At 33.4% G+C, this 24,855-nt stretch carries 18 protein-coding genes; 8 read left to right on the top strand and 10 right to left on the bottom strand.

The window, feature by feature from the left end:
• Window positions 1-367: 367 nt before the first annotated feature.
• Genes Q4Q34_RS16825 through Q4Q34_RS16815 form a run of 3 tightly spaced genes read right to left on the bottom strand, consistent with a single transcriptional unit; the run spans window position 368 to window position 7,622 of the window.
• On the bottom strand, window positions 368-844 hold the full coding sequence (locus Q4Q34_RS16825) for a leucine-rich repeat domain-containing protein (RefSeq protein ID WP_303317580.1): 477 nt from the start codon (window positions 842-844) through the stop codon (window positions 368-370).
• 2 nt (window positions 845-846) lie between these two features.
• A complete protein-coding gene (locus Q4Q34_RS16820; RefSeq protein ID WP_303317579.1) occupies window positions 847-4,578 on the bottom strand; it encodes a DUF6443 domain-containing protein in 3,732 nt (1,243 codons plus the stop codon).
• Window positions 4,579-4,592: 14 nt separating this feature from the next.
• A complete protein-coding gene (locus tag Q4Q34_RS16815) occupies window positions 4,593-7,622 on the bottom strand; it encodes an RHS repeat domain-containing protein (RefSeq protein WP_303317578.1) in 3,030 nt (1,009 codons plus the stop codon).
• Window positions 7,623-8,040: 418 nt separating this feature from the next.
• Between Q4Q34_RS16815 and Q4Q34_RS16810 the strand changes: the two genes are divergently transcribed.
• Window positions 8,041-8,598, top strand: coding sequence for an ExbD/TolR family protein (locus Q4Q34_RS16810; protein WP_303317577.1), 558 nt, complete (start codon window positions 8,041-8,043; stop codon window positions 8,596-8,598).
• Window positions 8,599-8,848: 250 nt separating this feature from the next.
• On the opposite strand, the gene Q4Q34_RS16805 is transcribed toward Q4Q34_RS16810, so the two are convergent.
• The 6 genes from Q4Q34_RS16805 to Q4Q34_RS16780 all read right to left on the bottom strand — a co-directional run bounded on the left by Q4Q34_RS16805 (window position 8,849) and on the right by Q4Q34_RS16780 (window position 14,969).
• Window positions 8,849-9,160 carry a 3D domain-containing protein gene (locus Q4Q34_RS16805; RefSeq protein ID WP_408611555.1) on the bottom strand — a complete coding sequence of 104 codons (312 nt, stop codon included), beginning with the start codon at window positions 9,158-9,160 and terminating at the stop codon, window positions 8,849-8,851.
• A gap of 122 nt (window positions 9,161-9,282) precedes the next feature.
• Entirely contained in the window at window positions 9,283-10,158 is an 876-nt protein-coding gene (locus tag Q4Q34_RS16800) for a sterol desaturase family protein (RefSeq protein ID WP_303317575.1), read from the bottom strand.
• A gap of 2 nt (window positions 10,159-10,160) precedes the next feature.
• The gene (locus Q4Q34_RS16795) at window positions 10,161-11,126 is read right to left on the bottom strand and encodes a sulfurtransferase (RefSeq protein WP_303317574.1); all 966 of its coding nucleotides are present in this window, start codon (window positions 11,124-11,126) and stop codon (window positions 10,161-10,163) included.
• On the bottom strand, window positions 11,110-11,577 hold the full coding sequence (locus Q4Q34_RS16790; RefSeq protein WP_303317573.1) for a monoheme cytochrome C: 468 nt from the start codon (window positions 11,575-11,577) through the stop codon (window positions 11,110-11,112). The genes Q4Q34_RS16795 and Q4Q34_RS16790 overlap by 17 nt, the downstream gene beginning before the upstream one ends.
• Complete coding sequence (locus tag Q4Q34_RS16785; RefSeq protein ID WP_303317572.1) at window positions 11,577-12,797, bottom strand: sulfite oxidase; 1,221 nt, start codon at window positions 12,795-12,797, stop codon at window positions 11,577-11,579. The genes Q4Q34_RS16790 and Q4Q34_RS16785 overlap by 1 nt, the downstream gene beginning before the upstream one ends.
• A gap of 195 nt (window positions 12,798-12,992) precedes the next feature.
• Window positions 12,993-14,969 (bottom strand): alpha-ketoacid dehydrogenase subunit alpha/beta, encoded by a 1,977-nt coding sequence (locus Q4Q34_RS16780; protein ID WP_303318039.1) that lies wholly within the window; start codon window positions 14,967-14,969, stop codon window positions 12,993-12,995.
• A 159-nt stretch (window positions 14,970-15,128) separates the two neighbouring features.
• Between Q4Q34_RS16780 and Q4Q34_RS16775 the strand changes: the two genes are divergently transcribed.
• From Q4Q34_RS16775 to Q4Q34_RS16750, 6 genes are all read left to right on the top strand, one after another.
• The gene (locus tag Q4Q34_RS16775; RefSeq protein WP_303317571.1) at window positions 15,129-16,079 is read left to right on the top strand and encodes an isopenicillin N synthase family dioxygenase; all 951 of its coding nucleotides are present in this window, start codon (window positions 15,129-15,131) and stop codon (window positions 16,077-16,079) included.
• A 125-nt stretch (window positions 16,080-16,204) separates the two neighbouring features.
• Window positions 16,205-16,534 carry a translation initiation factor gene (locus Q4Q34_RS16770; protein ID WP_303317570.1) on the top strand — a complete coding sequence of 110 codons (330 nt, stop codon included), beginning with the start codon at window positions 16,205-16,207 and terminating at the stop codon, window positions 16,532-16,534.
• 2 nt (window positions 16,535-16,536) lie between these two features.
• On the top strand, window positions 16,537-17,478 hold the full coding sequence (locus Q4Q34_RS16765) for a DUF1835 domain-containing protein (RefSeq protein ID WP_303317569.1): 942 nt from the start codon (window positions 16,537-16,539) through the stop codon (window positions 17,476-17,478).
• Window positions 17,468-18,337, top strand: a complete 870-nt coding sequence (locus Q4Q34_RS16760; protein WP_303317568.1) for a nucleoside phosphorylase — start codon at window positions 17,468-17,470, stop codon at window positions 18,335-18,337. The genes Q4Q34_RS16765 and Q4Q34_RS16760 overlap by 11 nt, the downstream gene beginning before the upstream one ends.
• 12 nt (window positions 18,338-18,349) lie before the next feature.
• The gene (locus Q4Q34_RS16755) at window positions 18,350-19,204 is read left to right on the top strand and encodes a substrate-binding domain-containing protein (protein WP_303317567.1); all 855 of its coding nucleotides are present in this window, start codon (window positions 18,350-18,352) and stop codon (window positions 19,202-19,204) included.
• 119 nt (window positions 19,205-19,323) lie between these two features.
• Entirely contained in the window at window positions 19,324-20,334 is a 1,011-nt protein-coding gene (locus tag Q4Q34_RS16750; protein WP_303317566.1) for a redoxin family protein, read from the top strand.
• A 95-nt stretch (window positions 20,335-20,429) separates the two neighbouring features.
• On the opposite strand, the gene Q4Q34_RS16745 is transcribed toward Q4Q34_RS16750, so the two are convergent.
• The gene (locus Q4Q34_RS16745) at window positions 20,430-21,971 is read right to left on the bottom strand and encodes an NAD(P)H-hydrate dehydratase (RefSeq protein ID WP_303317565.1); all 1,542 of its coding nucleotides are present in this window, start codon (window positions 21,969-21,971) and stop codon (window positions 20,430-20,432) included.
• Between the two features lie 401 nt (window positions 21,972-22,372).
• Between Q4Q34_RS16745 and thrA the strand changes: the two genes are divergently transcribed.
• Complete coding sequence (gene thrA / locus Q4Q34_RS16740; protein WP_303317564.1) at window positions 22,373-24,817, top strand: bifunctional aspartate kinase/homoserine dehydrogenase I; 2,445 nt, start codon at window positions 22,373-22,375, stop codon at window positions 24,815-24,817.
• The last annotated feature ends 38 nt before the right edge of the window (window positions 24,818-24,855 follow it).

Raw genomic sequence — 24,855 nt, 5'->3', positions numbered from 1 at the left:
TGAATGATGAAGCTACTCTATTTCTAAAGTAGCTTCTTAGTTTGTTTTTTTCTTACTATTGACTGTACCAGTTACAAACTGGCACTAGTGATATACTATACTCGAGCGGGGAAGGGCAACTTTCCAGTTATGACAAGGAAGTTTTAAAACGTATTGATGATATTGAACATTTGCCCGAAGAAGATAAATAACATATTTTTTATATGATTGATAACCTTGTTAAAGCGGTTAAACTTAAAAGCCACAACTTTTACATTGTGGCTTTTACTTATCTTTTCACGGACTGCAAGTCCGCGCTATCGGGATCATACTCGCCACTAGTTTTAAAAACTAGCGGTAGCCATACTAGGGAACAGCGGGGAGTATCCTATTTTATTTTACAATTTAGCCTCTTTATACTTGGAAATTCATGTCCATATAAAACTTCAGTTTTTTGAGGAATTAAGCATTCTATCGATGTTTTCTTGGTTTTTAAAGGGTTATGAGTAATAGAAATTACTTTTAAACTACTCATAGCTGTAAGATCTCTAAAATAACGTATCTTATTTGCCTCTAAATCTAAAACTTTCAAGTTTTTAAACTGCAATATCTCTATAGGGATTGAGTCAATATTGTTATCTGATAAATATATGTTCTCTAAATAAGTAAGTTGAGATAGCTGAGATGGGAATTCTCTAAATTTATTGCTTCTCAAATTAATAGTTTTTAAGTTTTTATATTTAAATATTTTTTTAGGTAAATTCTTTAAATTTTTTCCTGAAAGATCTAATTTTTCAACTTCGTATTTCTTTGTGCTTCCACAGCCTAAAGAAATAAAAAACAATAATAGCATTAGGTTTTTCATACTTATTTATCTTTAATTGCTTGAATTAATAAAGTAGGAGGCAGTGATTTATTTATTGAAACATCAAAACCATTCATAGTTCTGTAACCACTATTAGTTTCGGGGCTGTTTAACCAATTATTAGCGGATTTAAAATATTGACTGCTATTAAAAGAGCCTGATTTATAAACAGATCTTCCATAATTACCTGCAATTAAATTGCCTCCTTTTCTATAACCTACCCCTCCTTGTTGGTGGATTATTCCTGATAATGCTTTCGCCTCAAACTCAAAATTACCATTATTAAAGTTTGACCCTACAAAATCAACATAAAAATCTAAAGTAGTCATTCCTGATTTTGGAAATAAAGTTTCCCATTGAGCTGCATGAACAAACTCTTCTACCAACGAGTTTTGTACAATCTCACTTTTACTTTTTAGACCTTTAAATTGCTCAAAATAATCAAACGGCAATCTAATAGTTCCTCCTTTATTAGATGACTCGTCATAAGTTTCTGTAGTCTCCAAAGTATCTTCATCAAATTCAACGCCAGGAACTCCTTTATCTGGATCAAAACTTGCATCTGCGCTTAACCCGTTATTACCCACGGTATATATATTTTCACTACTATGCAATGTTTCAAAAATTTTATTAAATACTTTAGAGTTTTTTCTTAAGTCATAGATAAAACGACCTATTATCTGCTTTTCTTCGTCACTTAAATTTTCTCCCCATTCAACTCTTTGCCCATCGGGATCAGTAAAGACTATTGGGTTGTTTAGAGTATAATTATAACCTGAAAACTCATAATACTTCTCTGCCAACGGGTCAATGTTCATCCAACGTCCTAAATATGGGTCATAATTTCTCGCTCCATAATCATACCAATCAAGACCCAACTCATCTTGTAACTCCTTACCGTTGTACTTGTATTTCTGAGCTGGATTGGTACTGGATACATTGGTATTGTACCCTTTATGGAGCCCGCCAAAAGGGTAGTAATTGTTCTCCTCCAGTATTTCAGTAGAAGCCGTAATACTACCATTACCATCGGTATCACTATAACTCAATCTCACATTCCCCAAATGGTCTTTATATTGGTATACATAATCATATTGAACAGACCCTGAAACAAGTTCAGCGCTCACGTACCCTTCCACATGGTTAAAGAATTTCAAAGAACCATTTTCGTATACATAATTACCTGCATACTCAGTTGTAGCTCCAGTGCTCACTATCTTCTTAAGCTTAACACCTGTAGCATCGTAAATATAAGAAATATTCCCGCCATTCAGTACCACTTGAGTAGGTAAATTCAGGTGGTTGTATGTGATATTCGTTGAAATGCCCTTGTTGGCATCAGTCAGCATGTTGCCGTTGGCATCATAGGTATAGTCTGTGGTTGTATCTGTAACTGAACCTGCAAAGTCATCCTTAAAACCGAATGTATCACTACCACTATCCGAAACGATCTGTAATTTATTTCCTGTATTATAGGTATAGTTTAGATTGTCCATAATCCCAAAAGTAAAGCCAGAGGCTCCATCATTGAGATGTCCTTTTCTTAACAGGCTTGTAATGTTTCCATTCTTATCATAAGTGATGTTCTGTAAACTGTAATCTTGGTTGGTTGTATTGTCAATACCACTTGTAATTCTGTTTAATGCATCATAGGTATAGGTATATGTTTTTTCACTAGAGTCTGAATTCAATGTATTCCAACTTGTTTGACTTATATTACCATTATATAGCTTTTTATTTACATCGGCAATATCATTATACTTTATAGTAAAGTTAAACAGGTCATTATCACTATTTGAATCCTGATTTATATTTTTTAACCAACCTCTAACATTATAGGCGTAGTCAATAGTTTGTAATCTATTACTATTCAGTATTTTACCGCCAACACCTTTGCTCTCCAGTTGCCCTAACTCGTCATAGGTATTATTAACGATTACTTCCTGTGGTTCTGGGTCTATCCATAAGCGTGTATTTGGTGAAATAGTTGCATTGGTTATGGTGATGCTATTGCTTGCTACTTGATCGGTAGTAATTGTACCAGTTAAAGATAAATCTACAACGGAGGCACATACGTATCCCATGGTCTGATCCCCTATACACTGTGTCTGTGTCTTTAAACGTCCAACATGGTCGTAAGTGAAATTTTCCAAAGTTGCTATCGTTACATTATTTCGGATATGGGTTGTTTTGTTTTTAAGGGGCTTGCCGACAAAATCTAGTTTAGTCTCAACAATATCAACAGTACCTAAATAGGTGTTTTCACTATATACATATATGGGTCTAGATTTACCGTCATAATAAGTAAGTGTATTGATCCACGCATTTGTTCCTGGAACATCAAGTACTTTAACCTTCCTTACTGTAGCAAGCCCTTTTGTGTTAGCCGCATTGTTTTCATTAGTAGGTGATTCCATAATCACTACAGAAGTAGGTGCCTCAGATGGACGATCTACATAAGTGTCGTAATAATTAACGGTAAGTATTTCGGATAAAGTAACTAAATGCTCAGGAGTGTCATTATTAGGATATCCCCCATTATTATAATACATATTTACACCACCAAAATTTGTATAGCTATTAGCTTGTGTAACCCAAAGATTTCCTATAAAGTTATTGACTTCTTCCTGAACAGCTTCTCTTGTGGTAGTATTAGCACTTGTTGCTTTTCCTGTATAGGCCACTCTACCAAAGATATCGTATTTTGTAAACAGCCATTCTCCAGTTGTTTTTTGTTTAGCATCTTGGGTTAATATGGGACGATCTGCTTTGTCGTACACAATATATTCCCAGCCTTTACCGGGGATTTTCTTTTCAACTAATCTATTACGATTATCATACTTATATTGATAGCACAATTCGGATAATTCTGAGCCAAGGTATGATTTTGGAGGTATCACGAAACTTAAATTACCATAATCATCATATACATAGTACGTATCATGATTTTCGTTGTTCCGCAATACACCATTCACCATGGAAGGACCATAAGTTCTTTTTAAAACAACACGCCCTTGTTTGTCTTTAAACTCTTCTATGGTATGGTCTGTTGGATAAGTTTGATTAGGCTGCCAGTTCTCATCTTTGGTGATGGTTTTAGAAAGTTCTCCTCCGTCATAAAACTCATCGGCTCCAATGCCAATTATTAAAGTAGGTGTATACGTATTATTTGCAAAACTTAAGTCGACACTGAATTTTGCTACACTATAATTTGTATTAGATTGGTAGTCAAATTCAATTTCATTACCGCTTCCTTGTTTCCAGTCTTTACCTGGAGCCGCTTGGCTCAATACCCTACTGAGGGGCGAATCCTCTAATCTTTTTTGAGAATAAGGGTTGATATCTGCAACTGTCATTCCTAAAAAATCATCGTCATACCTTATAGCATTATCGTAATAGCTTAATGTTGCATTTTTTGCATCGGTTATATATGAGGCTCCATTACTACTTATAGCATAGGGTAAGTACTCTTTGTCTTGCCTGCCAAACTCATCGTAATCTATATAAGTAATAATATCTTCTCTGTTACCTCCGGCTCGAATCCCAATACTTTGTTTAGGTCTGCCTAAACCATCATAATAGGTAATACCTTCTATCTTATAGTCATTAGAAACAGCTCCTGTTGGCGTTTTTATCTGATAAGAGGTTGTTTTTACATAATTTTCTGTAGTGGTCTGCGCCATCATTAAAGATGATACACATAGCGTAACTAAAGTAAATAATAGTTTTTTCATGATCATCTTTATACTTATTGTTTATAATTGTATTCGGTTTCGTTTAGCAGGTAATCATCTTTATCCTTTACCTTTTCTAACCTTCCAAATTCATCGTACTCATAGTAGGTGGTTTCTCCATTAGGCTTGGTCATACTTGTAATGCCTATTAAGGGGTCGTAAGTATAGGTTGCAACCATTGAACTAGGTAAACTGTTCCTAATTTTGTTTAACTTACTAATCATGGTAGAACGATCGTACGTCCCATTTTTAATATTAGTAAGTTCGATAGCTGTTAATGCACTCTCTATTGATCCTATAGATGCATTATCTACCTTAGCGACAAGGTACCTGTCTTTATAACCCCAGAGATAACTTGTTCTTAAACCATCTTTTTTTAGCACTTCTCTTGGTTTGCCGTTTGCCGTATAACTCAGTATAGTTGATTCAGTAGTTTCTATATTCAAATTATCTATTTGGATTTGTTTTTCAGGCATAATAAGCGTATTACCATCTATGGTAAATTCTTTATAATCTGTTTTTGTTCCAGAAATAAAGGTTTCCGTTAGCCCTTCCTTAACCCTTGTAGAACTCTCAATGACCGGAGAAATAATATGGGTAGTATCATTTTTCATGGTTTCAATAATAGGTGTTATATCTTGTCCAGTAAGGCTGTTAGGATATTTATAATATTGAATAGTTTTTTTACCATTGCTGTTCTCAACTTCGCGTTCAATTAAAAAACCATTGCCATCATACCGCATGTTTTCTTTGGTTTGTATTGAACTACCATTTGTATATTCTGTAGTTATGCTTTCTCGTATCCGGGGAATAACATATTCTTCGTTTATTTTATGATCTTCAAAATAATAGGTCATTGGGTGACCATCAGGAGTATATGAAGTATTAGGATGAAGTTTCAACAGTTTAGTTTGTGTTGTTACTCCTCCCGCAGGGATATATTCCCACGTATTCTCTATCTTTTTTATAGGAACATATACAGATTGCATTCCTTGCCCAATATCCTTATCCTCTCTTTTATAGTGAGTCTGTTCTATTAACCTATTATACCTGTACTTTTTAGGAACATAATAAGACCCACCCCCCATTCTAAAGTTCCAGGGCTCTATAAAATTCCCATAGTCAAGATAATCGTATTTATAGACGGTTTTACCCAGCGTTTCATCAAGAGTGGGACTAACACTATTCGGGAATTCTCCTGTGTAAACTGTAACCTCAGGATATATAACGGGAGGTCTTCCATTAAGGATGGACCTAAATTGTGCACTACTAAAACTGTGCTCAAACCCTGTAAGAGCGACTGGAGACAAAGGAATAACACTTATGCGAGCTTGTCCATTGGTCGGATCGTATTTTAAAAATTCATGATCTTCCATTATATAGCTAACATAACGCCTTGTATAATTTAAATAACTTAATGCATTAGGTTCTACAGGAGCTATACCCAAACCTGTATGCTTAGGCCCGTAATTGTAATAATGGTAATTAGTATCAATTTCACCATATCTGTATATTTTTCTTGAAGCCAGTATGTTTTCAGACGTATAATTTGCTATTTGTCCGATTCTAAAACCTCCACCAAGAGTAAAAGAATTAAGGACTGTATGGTCTGATGGTGTTAATCTTTTAAAAGCATTTCTCTCAAAAGTAAACTCTGTATATCCTCCAGTTGGATATGTGATTTTTTTTAACAGACCATGCCCACCACCGGGATCCCTATTAGCATTTCCAATTTTATACTCTGCTAAATCATAACCTATAGTATTTTTTATCGCACCACCCTCAAGGCAAGTATCTGAAACATCTGTATGTAAGTAAATATAAAACCCAGGCAATCTACCTGAAGTTCCGCTCTCGCCCTCCCTATTATTTAAGTATCCCCAATGGTCTGTAAAGGTAGGCCCAAAAGTGGTGAGGTTATCGTACGTAAATTTGTATTTCTTAGGAGGCAATGTTGTAGACGAACCGATAATATCAACAGAATCCAATAGCATTAAATTGGTATAGCTATATGGGATTCTGTTTCCATGATCCGACATATTAAATGTTACCTTCTTTACTAATGCCCCATTTAATTCTCCAAAATTAACAGATTTAATAAAATTATGGTTTGTGTAAGGGTTTGATGTGTTATTAACAGGCGTTTCATAAATAAAGTCTATATAAGAATTACCATAACTAACACGACTTAAGAAATCTACATTGTAATCCAATACAATAGGGATTTCACTATCACCACAACCAACAGGCCATTTTGATAGGACTTTTGTATCATTAGGGACATTAAATAAATTTTTTACACCTGGTCTATACGTATATGTAATTGGCTCGTCACTATTGGGTAAATCAATTCTACTCAAATTCCAGGTTGATATTGTTCCAGCGTTAGCACCGTAAAAAACTTTTTCGGCATCTGTTGATAAAAAGGTATATTTCACACCGTCCTTATCTATTATTTCCCATGTTCTATCATAAATGGCTCCACTTGGCGGATCAATACAATTTATAATAACGGGTTCTCCTTCAGAGACTGATAGTTGATAATTACCATTTATTTTTCCCATGGTAAAATCAAAAGAAAGCCCATTAGGCAAGGATACATGAAACAAATCTGCCGAAATATTTGTTGATCTGGGATTACTATAGATACCTAAAGCCGAATCATAAGATTCAACATAAAGATCGACAGGCTCAATAACAAAATCATCAAACTCGTCTGGTTTATATCTAATTTCTCTTGAAATTTTTCCAGTTGGATTTAATCCCCAACCCAAACCAAAAACATCCACATTATATCCGGGCTTTAAACCTTGATGATAATAACTTAACGAGACAGGTATTTTATAACCATGATGACTAATCTCGTAAAGAGGTACAGAAATATTGGGAACGCCTGTTGAATAATTAACACTGTAGTCTCCATATTTCATAAAGGCTTCCGACTGTGGTGAAGGTGGTATAGTAACTGGATTTGACAATTGGGCAAGTAAAGTGTTTGAAAAACCAAGTAAGACAATAAAAAAAGAAATGAATCGCGCGTTCATAAAGAAACTATTTAAAGTGTAAATCTGTGGTTAAAACTAAAAAGAGTTTCTGGTATAATAGTAAGGCTTTCCCTTACTTTTAGTAAGGTTTATTCATGGTTAAGTAGGCAAAACTCCAAACCTTAGAAATAACAAGGCATTTGAGTCATGAATAGTTAGAACATGAAATACACATATCTATATAACTTGTTGTTTTTAAGAGGTTTGTTAAAAAAAATAAAACCTTACTAAAAGTAAGGGAAAACCTTACTTTTTAAAAACTGTATAAATGATAAATAAGTTTATAATCTAATAAGAGACTACATTGTTTGCAATATCTGTTTAACAATAAGTAAATATTTGTCTCTCATAATAACATATAAAACAATGGTACTGTTTTTGTGATTTTGTTAACATATTAACATGTAAAACTATAATTATGAGACATTCAAAATTAATTCCTGAAGTAAATGCAGGATCTATGGCAGACATTGCATTTTTACTACTTATCTTTTTTCTTGTTACTGCCACCATATCTTCGGATGAGGGTATAAATAGATTACTTCCAAAAGAATGCCCCCCCGGAATGGTTTGTGATAGTGAAATATCGGAACGCAATATCCTCCGCATTATGATAAATAATGAGGATGACATTATGATTGAAAATAAACGTGTTGCTATTTCTGAATTAAAAGAAATTACTAAAACCTTTTTGGATAATAATGGTGATGGTACTTGCAATTATTGCAATGGCACAAAAGTTTCAAACGCATCTGATAACCCTAAAAAAGTTGTAGTGTCATTACAAAACGGCAGACACACTTCTTATAAACAGTTTATAGCAGTACAAGATGAACTTTCAAAAGCTTACTACGAATTAAGAAATACCTATAGTATGAATGTATTAAAAAAGCCTTCCGATAAACTATCAAAAGAAGAACTAAAACGAGTGAAAGATGCTTACCCTTTTATACTTTCGGAAGCTGAAACGAAATAAAAAACATATCTATAGCCTATTGTGTATACAAATATTGACATATGAAATGAATGATAAAAGTTGGACACGGATTACACGAATTTTCACTAATTTATACGAACCTGTTGTTTTATTTTGTATGAGCTTGTATCTAAGCATGAACATCACCTAGCTTTTTTACAGGCTTAAAACCTATTTATATACAGATTAATTCGTGAAAATTCGTGAAATTCGTATCTTCTAAAAACTACCCTAACAGTAATATAAACTTTTATTCCTTAGAAACCCGATAGCTTATAGTCACTTTTTTCTTGCCCCAATTTCTTGCTGCTTTTACATCGGTTCCCATATAAATATCTATATGTTTTTTCCAGCGTTTATTCATCTTGTCTTTAACCAAATAAACACTATCAAGTCCTTCAATTTTAATGGGCGTATTGTGCTTTATTCCCATTTTTAATAAATCCCTGGATACCGCTACACACTTCATCCCGGGTTTTAAACTATCTCCAAAAGCGCCTATGCTAGGATTGGAATTTGTTTGATAGGCCAATGAATTATAGGCAGATACGGTAACATCCATAGTTTTCCACTCATAAATATCCTGATCCTGATCACTTTCCTTTTCTTTACAATGCAAAAAAGCTAAAATGAGGATTATAATTATAAGTATATTTTTAAACATAGGAAATAAAAAATGCTCAGCTAGTCATTTCTTCTAAAACCATAAAACAACTGGGCAAAGAAGTTTTTTGGCATTTTGGTATCATCTGAATATCCTAAAGTTAATTTGCCACTGGCTTCTGGAACATAATTTGTTTTAAAGATATAATCCCAAAGGCTTAAACTTATCCCAAAATTAACACCATAATGACGTTCTTTTGGTAAAGTATATGCATGATGATATAAATGCATAACGGGGTTATTAAAGATATATTTTAAAGGTCCATAGGTAAGCTTGATATTGGCATGGTTTAAATGGCCTATTGTTATAGCTGCAAAATGTACAATAAATGCTTGATCTGGCTCAAAACCACCTAGCAACATGACAGCAAATATTTTTAGGGGTTTATAAAAAACATTTTCCATCCAATGATAACGCAAATGGGCAGCGAATCCCATTTCTTTAACAGAATGGTGCACCTTATGAAAACGCCAAAGAAAGTTAAACCTATGTAGTAACACATGCGTAAACCATTGTACGAAATCTGATATCAAAAAGAATATTAACAATTGCCCCCAAACCGGTAACGCTTTCAGGTTTATCAAAGCGATAGATTTCATTGTAATTCCCAAACTTGAAAAAAGTTGTTCTAATACCGCATAGACACCACTTATAATGATCGTAAAAACAAAAAAATTGAAGAACATATAAACAGCATCTATCCAAAAGCCTTTTCTAAAAACCGCTTGTTCTTTTCTCCAAGGATATACGATTTCTAAAACCCAAACAGCTATAGATATAACGACTAATCCCCAGAAATAATTAGTATACCAGGGGACTTCAAGAAGTATAGATTTCCATGTCCAGTTTACAGTTCCCGTAAATGCATTGCTAAAAGCTTCTATATAAGTATTCATAATTATTTAAATAGGGTTGTTATTGTATCCTGTTCAACAGGTAAATCTTTATTAAAACTCCATTCTATCCATGAACCATCATAGTTTTTTACATTCTTATATCCTAATAACTCGGTTAGTACAAAAGTGGTATGTGCAGACCGTACTCCTGAATGGCAATAGACATAAATTTCTTTATCCTTTGTGATTCCTTTAGATTGATACAAATTTAATAAGTCTTTATAAGGTTTGATTTTTTTTGTCGCATTAAAATCTACTGTAAGTGCCCAATCTAATAATATGCTGTTGGGAATATGCCCTGCTCTACTTGCTCCTTTTTTTTGACGTTTTCCAGAAAACTCATCATCAGTTCTGGTGTCCAAAAGAATAATACTGTCATTAACTACCATTGATTTTACATCTTCTAAACTTGCATATAGAGACATGTTCTTTTTTAGAGGAAATTTAAAATCTGAAGCGTCATATTTTATAAAATTAGAAGTCAATGCTCCTTTTTTAAGTTTCCACGCCGTTAATCCACCATTTAAAATTTTGACATTATCAAACCCATAATTTTTTAATACCCACCATAAACGAGACGAATCACAAGCTCCAATATCATCATAAACAACAAGTTGATCTTCTTGTTTAATCCCTAACCGACTAAAAAGAGCTTCAATTTTAGACCTGCTAGCCATAACTCCCTTGTAAGGAAAGGAAGTGTCCTCAATATCTGTTCTCCAAATATTTATAGCATTAACTAAATGTTCTTTTAAGAATGCTTCAGGTTTTCTAAAATCAATTATTTTAATATTAGAAGAGGTTTGCAGCCCCATTAAATCCTCACATTCCACAAGATGTTTTGTACTGTAGTAACTTGTATTAGGGCTAAGATTCCCTTTAGAAACTTCTTTTAATTGTGTTTTAGACTCTTTTTTACAAGACACAAAACACAGAAACAGAATAACTATTTTATTTTTCCAAATCATACCATTCTATGTCTTCTAGATTATCTCGTCTTCCTTTGGCTTCAGGGGCATAATTTTTAGCTAAATAGTCAACTATAACGGACTCATTCTTACCCAAATCCCATAGGTTTTGTGTTTCCTGCATCCAGCGGATAATGCTTATCCAGCCTTCTTTAGTTGCTCTATTTTGAGTCACTAACTTTGCCGAATGACAAGGTGTGCAACTTACTATAACGGTTTGAAGTCCTACATCATCTTTAAAACCGGTAGCTAAATGAATACCGTTTTCAATTTTGTCGAAATCTTCTATTTCAACATAGGTCTCCGTTGTTTTTTCTTTATCAAATGAAAGAAATGAAGGGTTCTTCAATTTATAAATTATTGCTCCCGCCCCCATAACTAATAATCCAAAAAAAAGAGCTACCCCTAAATAAATTCGTTTTACTTTATTTCTAAACTCTTGATCTTCCATTATTTGACCTTAATAGCTATTCTATGGCAGGCATTATTTAAATAACCTTTTGGATTCCAACCTGGTAATATCATGGGCTGACTAATCCCCTTACTATCTGTTGCCCTAGCCCAAACTTCATAATACCCTTTTTTTGGAAACTTAATAGATGCTTTAAAATGCTGCCAGGCTAAACGGTTTACTGGATTTTCCAACTTACAAGCATTCCAGGTAGCACCAAAATCTATAGAATATTCCATAGCTCCAACTTGTAATTCTCCTGCCCAGGCATGTCCTCTAATATTTAGTGTTTTCCCTTCATCAATCATAGCTCCAGATTTAGGATAAGTAATTAAAGATTTTACAGGCATGCTTTCAATAATACACATATCTTCATCTTTTACTTTTTCTCCTGGCGCAACAGGTTTGCAAGGCACTCTATATGCTGGTGCTTTCATTTTTGTACCGTCATGGATTTTATTTCTAACACTTATTCTATTAATCCATTTTCCTGAGGCTGATGCCGGCCAACCACCAGCAATTAACCGCAAAGGATACCCATGTGCAAGTGGTATATCTTCTCCATTCATTTTAAAAGCTAACAGTGTTTCTTCTTGAAATGCTTTATACATTGGCACACCTCTGGAAATAGGTTCCTTTTCCGGATCACCACTTAAATGCGTGTCTGCTGCATGATATCCTATGTAAATAGCATTATCTTTAATACCAACATCTTCAAGGATATCTTTTAACCTAATGCCTGTCCATTCTGCACAAGAAACCGCACCAACTGTCCATTGATTGCCCTTTGCCGGCGGATTAAATTCACTTCTTCCATTTCCCCCACATTCTAACGTGAGCTGATATGTATAGTTTTTAAATTTACTTTTTAGCTCTTCAAGTGTATATGTTTTTGGAGAGGTAACGGATTCACCATCAATAATCAGTTTCCAATTATCTACATCAATATCTTGAGGTATTAAGCCATTATTCCTTATAAACATGTATTTGTTAGGGGTAATGTTATCATCTAACAAATGGGCTTTAGCCTCTATGTTCCATGGTTTATCATTCAATACCGTCATCTCCTTATCCTTATTGAATAGCTTGTATGGATCTGAATTTTGTAATGCTATTGGTACATAACCTTTAGGCATTGAAGAGGAAAACACTATTTCTGCACTAATGAATGATGCAGCAGTACCAAAAAAAGTATTTCTAATAAACGTTCTTCTTTTCATGTGTTTATACCTATTGTTTTTTATTTGTCACATGTAGCATCCATATAATCATTATCCTTGAGTATCGAATTTTTAGTTATGGATGTTTCATAAAAAAGAGTCATTAATTTTTGTAAAAATTACGATTAATAACCTTCTATGATTGTAACAAAAGTTACATGGTATTATTTTAAACTAGAATAATCAATAAACCGTTTAATACTCTAAAAGTAATTTTAGTTCTTGTTCAAACTTATTTTTAGGCAAATATTGTGCTTCTAATTGACTTGCAAATGGTATAGGTGTTTCCATGCTGGCAACACGTTTTACTGGCGCATCAAGAGACTCAAAACAGTGTTCCATAATGAGTGCAGAAATATCACTTGCAACACCACCAAACAAAGAATCTTCTTGTAAAATGATCGCTTTACCTGTTTTTCTAACTGAAGTGTATAATGTTTCCGTATCTAAAGGTTGAAGTGTTCTTAAGTCTATGACATCTGCTGAAATGTCAGAGTTGCTTTCCAAAGTTTCCAAAACCCAATGAACAGCAGCGCCATAGCTAATAATAGTAACGTCATGGCCTTCTTTAATAACTGATGCTTTTCCAAAAGGTAATGTGTAGTAATCTGTTGGAACTTCCTGACGAATACTCCTGTATAAGCCTTTATGCTCGAAAAACAGAACAGGATTCGGATCGTTAATTGCCGTGGCTAATAAACCTTTTGCATCATAGGGGAATGCTGGGTAAACGACTTTTAATCCTGGTGTTTTTGTAAACCAGGCCTCATTGGTTTGTGAATGAAAAGGACCAGCAGCCACACCGCCACCGCAAGGCATTCTTATAACAACATCGGCCTGTTGTCCCCATCTGTAATGAGATTTAGCTAAATAATTAACCACCGGATTGAACCCAGAAGTCACAAAATCTGCAAACTGCATTTCAACAACACTTTTAATACCTGCTATAGATAATCCCATGGCAGCTTCAACAATTGCTGATTCGCAAATGGGAGTATTCCTCACGCGCTCTTTTCCAAATTGCTCGACAAACCCTTGTGTAATTTTAAAAGCTCCACCGTATTCAGCAATATCTTGCCCCATAATAACCAAGTCATCATGTTGTTCCATACTTTGCTTTAAACCATTAGATATGGCATCAATAAAGCGCATTTCTTCTAATTTATTTTCAGGATCAATAACCTGATAATCAAATTCTTGAAAAACATCATTTAACTCATTAGTTTCATATGATACTATAGCTTCTTCCGCGAAAGCGATCTCCAGATCTTTATTGATTTCTGCTATAATTTCTGCTTTAATAGCAGTGTTTTCTGAAGTATTCAATAAATCATTTTCTATTAAGAATGTTTCAAAATTTAAAACAGGATCTTTAATAGCCCAGGCATCCATAAGTTCTTTCGGAACATATTTAACACCACTTGCCTCTTCATGTCCACGCATTCTAAACGTTTTAAATTCTAATAAAACGGGTCTAGGGTTTTCTCTAACACTTTCCGCTAATTCATTAACTTTTTTATACACTTCAACAATATTATTGCCATCAATAATATGTGACTCCATACCATATCCAAGACCTCTATCTGCTATATTTTCACAATTATACTGTTCACTGGTGGGTGTAGACAAACCGTAACCATTATTTTCAACACAAAACAAAACAGGTAATTGCCATACTGACGCGACATTTAGCGCTTCATGAAAATCGCCTTCACTGGTACCACCTTCGCCTGTAAATACTGCCGTTACGCTATTTTTATTTTTCAATTTAGAAGCTAAAGCAATCCCATCTGCTACACCTAATTGTGGTCCTAAATGAGAAATCATCCCCACTATTTTATACGCTTGAGTTCCAAAATGAAATGATCGATCTCTACCTTTTGTAAATCCAGAGGCTTTGCCTTGCCACTGACCAAACAATCTATGCAAAGGGATGTCACGAGACGTAAACACGCCTAAGTTTCTATGCATGGGTAAAATATACTCATCATTATTTAATGCCATTGTAACTCCCACAGCGATAGCCTCTTGTCCGATACCAGAAAACCATTTGCTTATCTTTCCCTGTCGCAACAAAATAAGCATCTTCTCCTCCACCATTCTTGGCTTCAAGATATTTTTATACAATTGAATCAATACATCTTTGTCAAGATTTTCAATATTATATTCCATAGCAATTGAAGTGGATTCTGTACTCATAAATTAAAATATATTACTTGATCAAATATACCATAAAAAGACAAAAAATATATAAAAGTTATATAATCCTATCTATATCAAACTTTACAATGTTTTTGTACATTTGTATAACACCATATTAAATACTAATTCATGACTAATATACCAAGTGTAGATTTAAACGATTTTATCTCTGATAATCCTGCACAAAAGCAAAAATTTGTCGATGCTATAGGAAAAGCTTATGAAGACATCGGGTTTGTCGCTTTAAAAGGTCATTTTCTTGATGATACACTAGTTGAAAACTTATATAAAGAAGTTAAACGTTTTTTTAGTTTGCCAACTGAAACTAAACAAAACTATGAAATCCCCGAAATTGGCGGTCAACGCGGCTATGTATCTTTCGGAAAAGAAAGTGCCAAAGGTAAAAAGGAAGGCGACTTAAAAGAGTTTTGGCATTTTGGGCAATACGTTGAAAACAACCCGAAACTTGAAGCGGAGTATCCCAAAAACGTGATTGTTAACGAACTTCCAGAATTTAATGCTATAGGTAAAGAAACCTATAAAATGCTTGAAAAAACAGCTAAGTATGTGTTACGTGCCTTGGCAATTCATTTAGGTATTGAAGAAACTTATTTCGATGAATTTATACATAATGGCAATTCGATTTTAAGACCCATTCATTATCCGCCTATTAAAGAAGAACCCAAGGAAGCAGTTCGTGCTGCTGCTCATGGAGATATTAACTTAATAACCTTATTAATGGGGGCCCAAGGACGTGGTTTACAGGTACAAAACCATAAAGGCGAATGGATTGATGCTATTGCACAACCAGATGAACTTATGATTAACGTAGGTGACATGCTCTCTAGACATACCAATAACAAATTAAAATCTACAATACACCGTGTAGTCAACCCTCCAAAAGAACTTTGGGGAACATCTCGCTACTCTATTCCATTTTTTATGCATCCTATAAGTGACATGAAACTAGATGTATTAGAAGGTTGTATTGACAAGGACAACCCTAAGGCATTTAAAAATATTACCGCAGGTGAATTTTTAAATGAACGATTAATAGAATTAGGGTTGATAAAGAAATAGTTTACAGTATTCAGTTGAAGTTGGCAGTTAGCTCTCTTAACTGAATATTTAACACCATAAAAAATAGTAAACAGTTTTTTGTTTAGTACCTATTATCTGAACACTGTAACTGAAAACTGAACAAGATGGATTTACAAGACCAATTAAAAAACCTGTTTCCAGATCACGCACCATCTGAACCTGTGGAAAACGATAGTGAACCATCAGGAATATGGATGCAAGACGACCCAATTATTTGCAAGTACGAAAAGCGTAAAGGCAAACCCATTACTATACTAGAAGGTTATACTGGTGCCCATGACGATTTTAAGGCTTTAGCTAAAGATATTAAAACCAAGCTAAGTGTTGGCGGTAGTTTTAAGGATGATAAAATTATTATCCAAGGAGATTATCGTGACAAAATAATGAAAATGCTTCAAGAGAAGGGATTTAAAGTAAAACGTGTAGGCGGTTAATTATGGAAAAACGACCACTTCATATTACTAATGGCGATGTTTTAACTAATTATTTAAATGAGTTAGATATTGCTGGTGAAAAACTAACTTGGCAAGAAATGCTTTGTGAAGGACCAACTATTGTAGAGATAAACTCTGAAAAATTCTTGGATGTCAGAACGTCTTTTTTTAACGAGTTTTATGATATTGATTTAGATACAGATAAGATTAAATCTGAATTAAGTAAACTGAATACTTACAAAGACTACTCAGAAATTATACTGTGGTTTGAATACGATTTGTTTTGTCATATTAATATGCTAGCAGTTATCAACCTCTTAATGCAGAAGAAAATCAATCTTCCAATTTTCTTGGTATGTAGCGGACGTATTAAAGGTAGTAAAATATTAAAAGGGTTATCAGAGCTCAATGCTGAGCAATTAATGACTCATTACAAAGAAAGAGTTAAGCTAAATTCTGAAGATTTAGATTTAGCTAAAACCATTTGGGAAATTTATTGCGGTAAAGATCATAACTTGTTAAAACCGTACATTATAACTGTATCGTCATTCAAATATTTAAGTAATTGCCTAAAAGCACATTTAGAACGTTTTCCAGATTCTGTACATGGTTTAAATGCTTTAGAAAAAAACATACTGGAAATTATTAAAAATAATACTATAAAATCTAAACATCACTTATTAGGGTATGTTCTTAATTATCAAGGGTACTATGGCTTTGGGGATATTCAAATTTCTAGAATCATAGATAAGCTTAGTATCTTTTTTACAAATGAAGAACAACATATAAGCCTTAATAGAAAAGGACACGAAGCACTATTAGGTCAACATAATGTCGCTATTGAAATTGATAATAATATAGTTTATGGAGGTCTTAAAAAATTCGACTTTCAATTTAATAAAAAACAAAATAAACTCGTAAAAACTGTATTAAATGCCCATTAAGGAATCTGAACTCATTTTAAATCCGGATGGCAGTGTTTATCATTTAAATTTAAAGCCCGAAAACGTTTCTAATACGATCATTTTTGTTGGTGATCAAAATCGTGTTGAGAAAGTCTCTAAATATTTTGATAGCATTGAATTCTCTACACAAAAACGTGAGTTTAAAACCCAAACAGGACATTATAAAGGCAAGCGTATAACTGTTATTTCTACAGGAATTGGTCCAGATAACATAGATATTGTTCTAAATGAATTGGACGCCCTTTTTAATATCGATTTAACCACCAAAATCCCAAAACAAACCATAACAAGTTTGAATATTATAAGAATAGGGACTTCTGGTTCGTTACAAAAGGATATACCTATAGACTCTTTTCTCTTAAGCACTTATGGATTAGACCTTAATGGCATGTTACATGCCTACCAAATAGACACTATTAATAACCCAAATATAGAAGACGCTTTTATAAAGCAAACCAATTGGCATAAGCACAAAGCAAGGCCTATTGTTATAGAAAACAGTGACTTACTTGAAAAGCAATTTGAAAGTAACATGACTCATAAAGGATTAACTGCTACAGCAGGCGGATTTTATGGGCCACAGGGACGTGTTTTAAGATTACCCGTTCAAGACGCTGACCTAAACAATAAAATGGATGCTTTTAATTTTGAAGGCACACGCATTACTAATTTGGAGATGGAAACATCTGCTATATATGGCTTAGCAAAATTATTAGGGCATCATGCCTTATCTCTAAATGCTATAATTGCTAATAGAGCTTCTGGGACTTTTAGTAAAAACCCTTCAGAAGTTATCGATAAACTTATAAAATATACACTTGATAAAATTGCTGACTAACAGATTGACTTAATGAAGAAAGTAAATATTGGTGGCGTACCAGAGCATTTTAATTTAGCATGGTATTTAACACTAAAAAATGGAGATTATAAAAAAGAAGGTATTAATTTACGCTGGCACGATTACGCAGGAGGCACAGGTGCTATGTGTAAAGCCCTTAGAAACAAAGACATTGATATAGCTGTTATACTTACAGAAGGGATTATAAAAGATATCATAGCTGGTAACCCTAGTAAAATTGTGCAAACCTTTGTGCAAACCCCTTTAAATTGGGGTATTCATGTAGCCCATAATTCTCCTTATAAAACCATAGAAGACCTAAAAGGGACAAAAGCTGCAATAAGCAGGTATGGGTCTGGCTCTCATTTAATGGCTTACATCCATGCAGAAAATAATAGATGGAACTTAGAAAAAGATCTGGATTTTGAAATTATAAAAAATTTAGACGGAGCCGTAGAAGGATTAACTACTGGTAAAGCAGATTATTTTTTATGGGAAAAATTTACGACAAAACCATTAGTTGACGATGGCATATTTAGAAGAATTGGTAATTGCCCATCACCATGGCCATGTTTTGTAATTGCTGTACGCGAAGATTTTATTGATTCGAATCAAGAAGATTTAGAAACTATTTTAGAGATTATTAATAATACAACCTCAGAATTTAAAGAGATTCCAAGTATAGACAAAACAATTTCAAATCGCTATGAGCAACAACTTGAAGATGTACAAGAATGGTTAAGCATTACCGAATGGTCCCAGAGTTTAATTGATAAGCAAACCATAATGAACGTGCAAAAACAATTGCATGCATTAAATATTATACCAGAAATAGTGGATTATAATACATTAACCTGTGAACTATAAATAAACATTACTTGCCCACACAACTATTAAAACAACCTAAATCTAATACATAACAAAATGTTAATAATTAACAACGTTTAATATAAAAGTTTATTTTTGGTTTTTTAATAAACCGAAATATGAAAAAAATACTTTTTTTAGCATTAACAGTAGCTATAGCGGCCTGTGAGAATGCTCCCAAAGACTATGTAACTTTATCAGGTAAAATCACCGATAAAAATAGCGACTCCTTAGTTGTTAGAACACGAACATATTCTAAAACCATTAAAGTCAATGAAGATGGTACTTTTAGTGATACCTTAAAAGTTGTTTCTGGTATTCACAACCTTTTTGATGGAGCAGAATCTACTAATATGTTCCTTGAAAATGGATTTGATATTAACTTAACCCTTGATACAAAACAATTTGACGAGACGATTAAATATACAGGCACAGGTGCAGAAACAAGCAACTACCTAGCACAAAAAGCTTTAATACAGGAACGTATTTTAACGCCAGATTTATTTGATTTAGAAGAAGATGCTTTTAAAGCCAAAGTTAATGAAATTGAAAAAACATTAACGGAGTTTATTGAAAGCAATAAAAACATCGACTCTACAATTTATGCAAATGAAAAAGCTGGTTTGAAGAACCTTAATACAGGTATTACAGCTGCTTATACTCAACAAAAACAGCGAGCAAGCCAATTATCTGACTTTATAGGCAAACCTTCTCCTAACTTTGTTAATTATGAGAATCATAAAGGAGGAACAACATCATTAGCAGATTTAAAAGGAAAATATGTTTACATTGATGTATGGGCAACCTGGTGTGGACCTTGTAAAAAAGAAATTCCTTCGCTTAAAAAAGTTGAAGGACAATATCATGGGAAAAATATTGAGTTTGTTAGTATTTCTATTGATAACCAGAAAGATCATGATGCCTGGAAAAAAATGGTTGCCGATAAAGAATTAGGCGGTGTACAATTATTTGCCGATAATAATTGGCAATCGGAATTTGTTCGAGGCTATAATATAAAAGGGATTCCTCGTTTTATTTTGATAGACCCAGATGGTAACGTTGTTAATGCTGATGCTCCTAGACCATCTAACCCGAAACTAATCGAATTATTTACTTCTTTAAATATTTAATTAAAGAGAATAATATACATAAAGTAAAAAGCCAATGAAACAAATTTCATTGGCTTTTTTAGTAAATTTCATTACCATTCAAGCTATTTTTAAAATTAATCTTGTTCTGGTTCTGCTGGTTGCTCTGGCTGCTTAAACAAATCAATAAAAGCCTCACCGAGGTAGTCAATAACATGACTGGCAATTAAACTTTGATAACCAAAACTTTCAACGGCAATATCTGCTGATCTTCCATGTAAATATGTTCCAAATATTGCAGCTTCTAACGTGGTGTATCCTTGAGAAATCAATCCGGTAATAATTCCGGTTAATACATCTCCACTTCCAGCTGTAGATAATCCAGGGTTCCCTGTTGTGTTTACATAAAGCTTATTATCAAACACGGTAATACTATTGGCTCCTTTTATAATAACTATACATGCATACTTTTTCGAAAATGCTTTTACTTTTTTTAATTTATCAAAATCATCTTTCCAAGTTCCAATTAAACGCTCTAATTCTTTAGGGTGAGGTGTTAAAATGGTTTGTTCTGGCAGTAATTTTAATAAAGCTTTCTTTTTTGATAACATATTGATTCCATCGGCATCAATAACCAAAGGCGCCTTGTTTTTCTTCAAAAAGGCTTCAAAAGCAGTTATAGTTTTTGAGTGCGTTCCCACTCCTATTCCAAAACCTACAACTGTAGGTTCTATATCAAACTTAATATCTGTGATTATTTCCTCATCAGTATCTGTTATAACCATGGCTTCTGAGAAAGAGGCCTGCAAAGGTATGTATCCGCATTTTGGAGTGTATGTAGTAATTAAACCAGCCCCAGCAGATAAAGCAGCTTTACTAGCTAATGCCACAGCTCCTATTTTACCATAGCTTCCACCAATAATAAGACTATGCCCAAATTGCCCTTTATGTGAAAATTTTTCTCTTGGCTTATAAAGAGGTAGTACTTCATGTTTTCCTATTAATTCTGCCTCTGTATTAGTAGTCAATAAAAACTCTTGGTCAAGACCAATATCCAAGACTTCCCATTGTACAGTATACTTGGCAGTTTCTGGTAAAAAGAAAACCAATTTAGGTGATGCGAAGCTTAGTGTATAACCCGCCCAAACAGCACCATCTTCATCTTCTAAAACCTTATCTGTACTTAATCCTGAAGGAATGTCAACAGATAAAGTAAATGCTTTAGTTTTTCTAAAATGCATAAATAATGCTTTCACCCAATCATCTACAGGTCTGTTTAATCCAATACCAAAAACAGCATCAACAATAATATCATCCGGATGAATTTCAGGAAAGTCTTCAGTACAGCTTAAAAGTGTAGGCCAATCTTTAGTAACATTTTTAATTCTGTCATAATTAATTAAAAAATCCTTCGATCGTTTATCACTACAATTAATAATATAAGTTTTAACATTATAACCATCTAGAATTAAATGTCTGGCAAGCACTAATCCATCACCCCCATTATTTCCAATCCCGCAAAATATATGAATAGGCACTTGTGCCCCTTGCATGCGCATATGCATCCAGTTAAATATTTGCATCCCTGCTCGCTCCATCAAATCTGTTGATGATATTTTTTGACGTTCTGAAGTTAGCTTGTCTCCTTCATAAATCTGTTCTTTAGAAAATAGTTTCATGCATTCTTTTTTATTAATGATCTCATGATTACTTTTTATATTTAACCAAAAAGCCCTGATGAGTTCAATTATTAATTTTTCAATTCTCTATTACTTTCGTCGCTTTTATTTTAAGAAAATAGCTTCTATATAAGAATACTACAAATAAAGCAATTTTAGTTTTTTTATTAGGCTAAAAGTAATACTTTTGAAGTAGTATTATATGAATATAATGAATCATTTAAACCAAAATACAGATATATATTTCTCTTCTTTAACAGAAGGGACTATTACTATTTTTGGTACAACTACAATTATTACAACCCTTTGGGGTTGCTAACTATATATTCTTCAGGCTATCGTTGTAATTTTTACAATTGCAACATCAAAATATTTTTTTCAATTATCAATTCATTAAAAAAATGAAAGTTTTAAAATTTGGTGGAACTTCAGTAGGTTCTGCAAAAAACATAAATAACGTCATAGATATCTTAACTGGATATTCGCAAAAAGATTCCATTATATGCGTTGTATCTGCCGTTGGTGGTATTACTGATAAGCTGCTTTTAGCTGGTAAGCAAGCTCAAAATAAAGACACTAGTTTTAAAGACACTTTTAATACTATAAAAGATATTCATTTAAATATTATAAATGAATTAAATCCAAATCATGCTAGTTCAATTATAGCATATACAGAAACCAGATTAGAAGAATTAAAAAATTTACTAGAGGGTATCTATCTAATAAATGAGTTATCTCCGAAAACATCCGATAAACTGGTGAGTTTTGGAGAATTGTTATCGTCCTATATGATTTCAGAAACTATGAAAAATCGCGGGTTTTCTGCAGATCGTAAAAACTCTCAGGAATTAATCGTAACGAATTCAAATTTCACAAAAGCAGAAGTTGAATACAATCTTACTGATAAAAATATAGTAGATTATTTTAAAACTGCAACTCAACAAATTACTATTCTTCCTGGCTTTGTATCAAAATCTATAGCAGGAGAACAAACGACGCTAGGACGTGGCGGTTCAGATTTTACCGCAGCTATAGTCGCTGCTGCATTAAAAGTAGAACAATTGGAGATTTGGACAGACGTTAGTGGAATGTATACTACCAATCCAAAATTGGTAAAACAAGCCTACCCTATCGAAAAAATTTCATACCAAGAGGCTATGGAATTATCACACTTTGGTGCTAAAGTTTTATATCCACCAACAGTGCAACCAGTCTTAGATTTAGAAATCCCTATCCACATAAAAAACACATTAGAACCAAATGCGGTTGGAACCATTATTTCTAATGAGGAAACAAGTGCTGTATCACCTGTAAAAGGAATCAGTAATATTGGAAATATTGCGTTATTAACCTTAGAAGGTAGCGGTATGGTTGGTATTCCTGGGTTTTCTAAAAGGTTATTTGAAACTCTGTCTCAGGAAAAAATTAATATCATCTTAATTACTCAAGCATCGTCCGAGCATTCTATTTGTTTAGGAATTGAAGAAAAAGATGCTGAAATGGCTAAACAAGCTATTGACACCGCTTTTGAAAACGAAATTGCTTTAAATAAAATAAACCCAATAATAGTTGAAACAAATCTTTCTATTGTTGCGCTTGTTGGCGATAACATGAAAAACCATCAAGGTATTAGCGGAAAAATGTTCAGTACTTTAGGTAAAAACAATATTAACATTCGCGCTATTGCACAAGGAGCTTCCGAGAAGAATATTTCAGCCGTAATATCAGAAAACGACGTAAAAAAGGCTTTAAATACCTTGCACGAGCAATTCTTTGAAATTGAAACGAAACAACTGAATGTATTTATTACAGGCGTTGGAAATGTTGGAGAAAAGTTAGTAGATCAAATACAGCAACAAAACGCCTATTTAAAAGAAAATTTAAAAATCAATATACGTATTGCTGGATTATCAAACTCCAGAACAATGATTTTTAATGACGCTGGCATAGACTTGAAAAACTGGAAAGAAGAACTCGCTTCTGGGGAACAAGCTACTTTAAAAGGCTTTTTTGAAAAAACAAAATCTCTTAATTTACGTAATAGCATCTTTGTTGATGTGACAGCAAATAAAGATGTTGCGAATTTATATGCTGACTATTTACGCCAAAGTATTGGTGTTGTAGCTTGTAATAAAATTGCATGTTCTAGTGATTATGAAAATTACAGTTTATTAAAGCGCCTATCTCTTAAATATAACGCACCATATTTATTTGAAACCAATGTAGGTGCAGGCTTGCCTATTATTGACACACTAAATAATTTAATTGCCTCTGGTGATAAAATCACATCAATTCAAGCTGTTTTATCTGGAAGTTTAAATTTTGTATTTAATAATTTTAATGATACCACTAAATTCTATGATGTTGTTAAACAAGCAGCAGCAGAAGGCTATACAGAGCCAGACCCAAGAATAGATTTAAGCGGTGTTGATGTGGCTAGAAAAATATTGATTTTAGCTCGTGAAAGTGGTATGGAAATGAATTTGGAAGATATTTCGAATACACCTTTCCTATCAGAATCAGGATTGAAAAGTGGTTCAGTCGATGATTTTTATAAAACATTAGTTGACGATGAAGCCCATTATCAAAGTTTATACGCTTCCGCGAAAGCTAAAAATTGCCAATTAAAATATGTGGCACAATTAAATAATGGTAAAGCTAATGTTGGTTTACAAGAAATCCCAGAAGGTCATCCATTTTACAATCTAGAAGGTAAAGACAATATTGTGATGTTTTATACACAACGCTACCCAGAGCAGCCCATGATTATTAAAGGTGCTGGTGCTGGTGCAGAAGTAACAGCCTCAGGGTTATTTGCTGATATTATTAGAATTGGGAATAATTAAAAAAAGACAAGAGAATAAGGAAAAGAGAATAATGACTT

It is taken from the genome of Flavivirga abyssicola, from assembly GCF_030540775.2.
Classification (GTDB): domain Bacteria; phylum Bacteroidota; class Bacteroidia; order Flavobacteriales; family Flavobacteriaceae; genus Flavivirga; species Flavivirga abyssicola.
The sequence above is the reverse complement of the archived record's forward strand: the minus strand, read 5'-3'. Positions and strand labels throughout refer to the sequence as shown.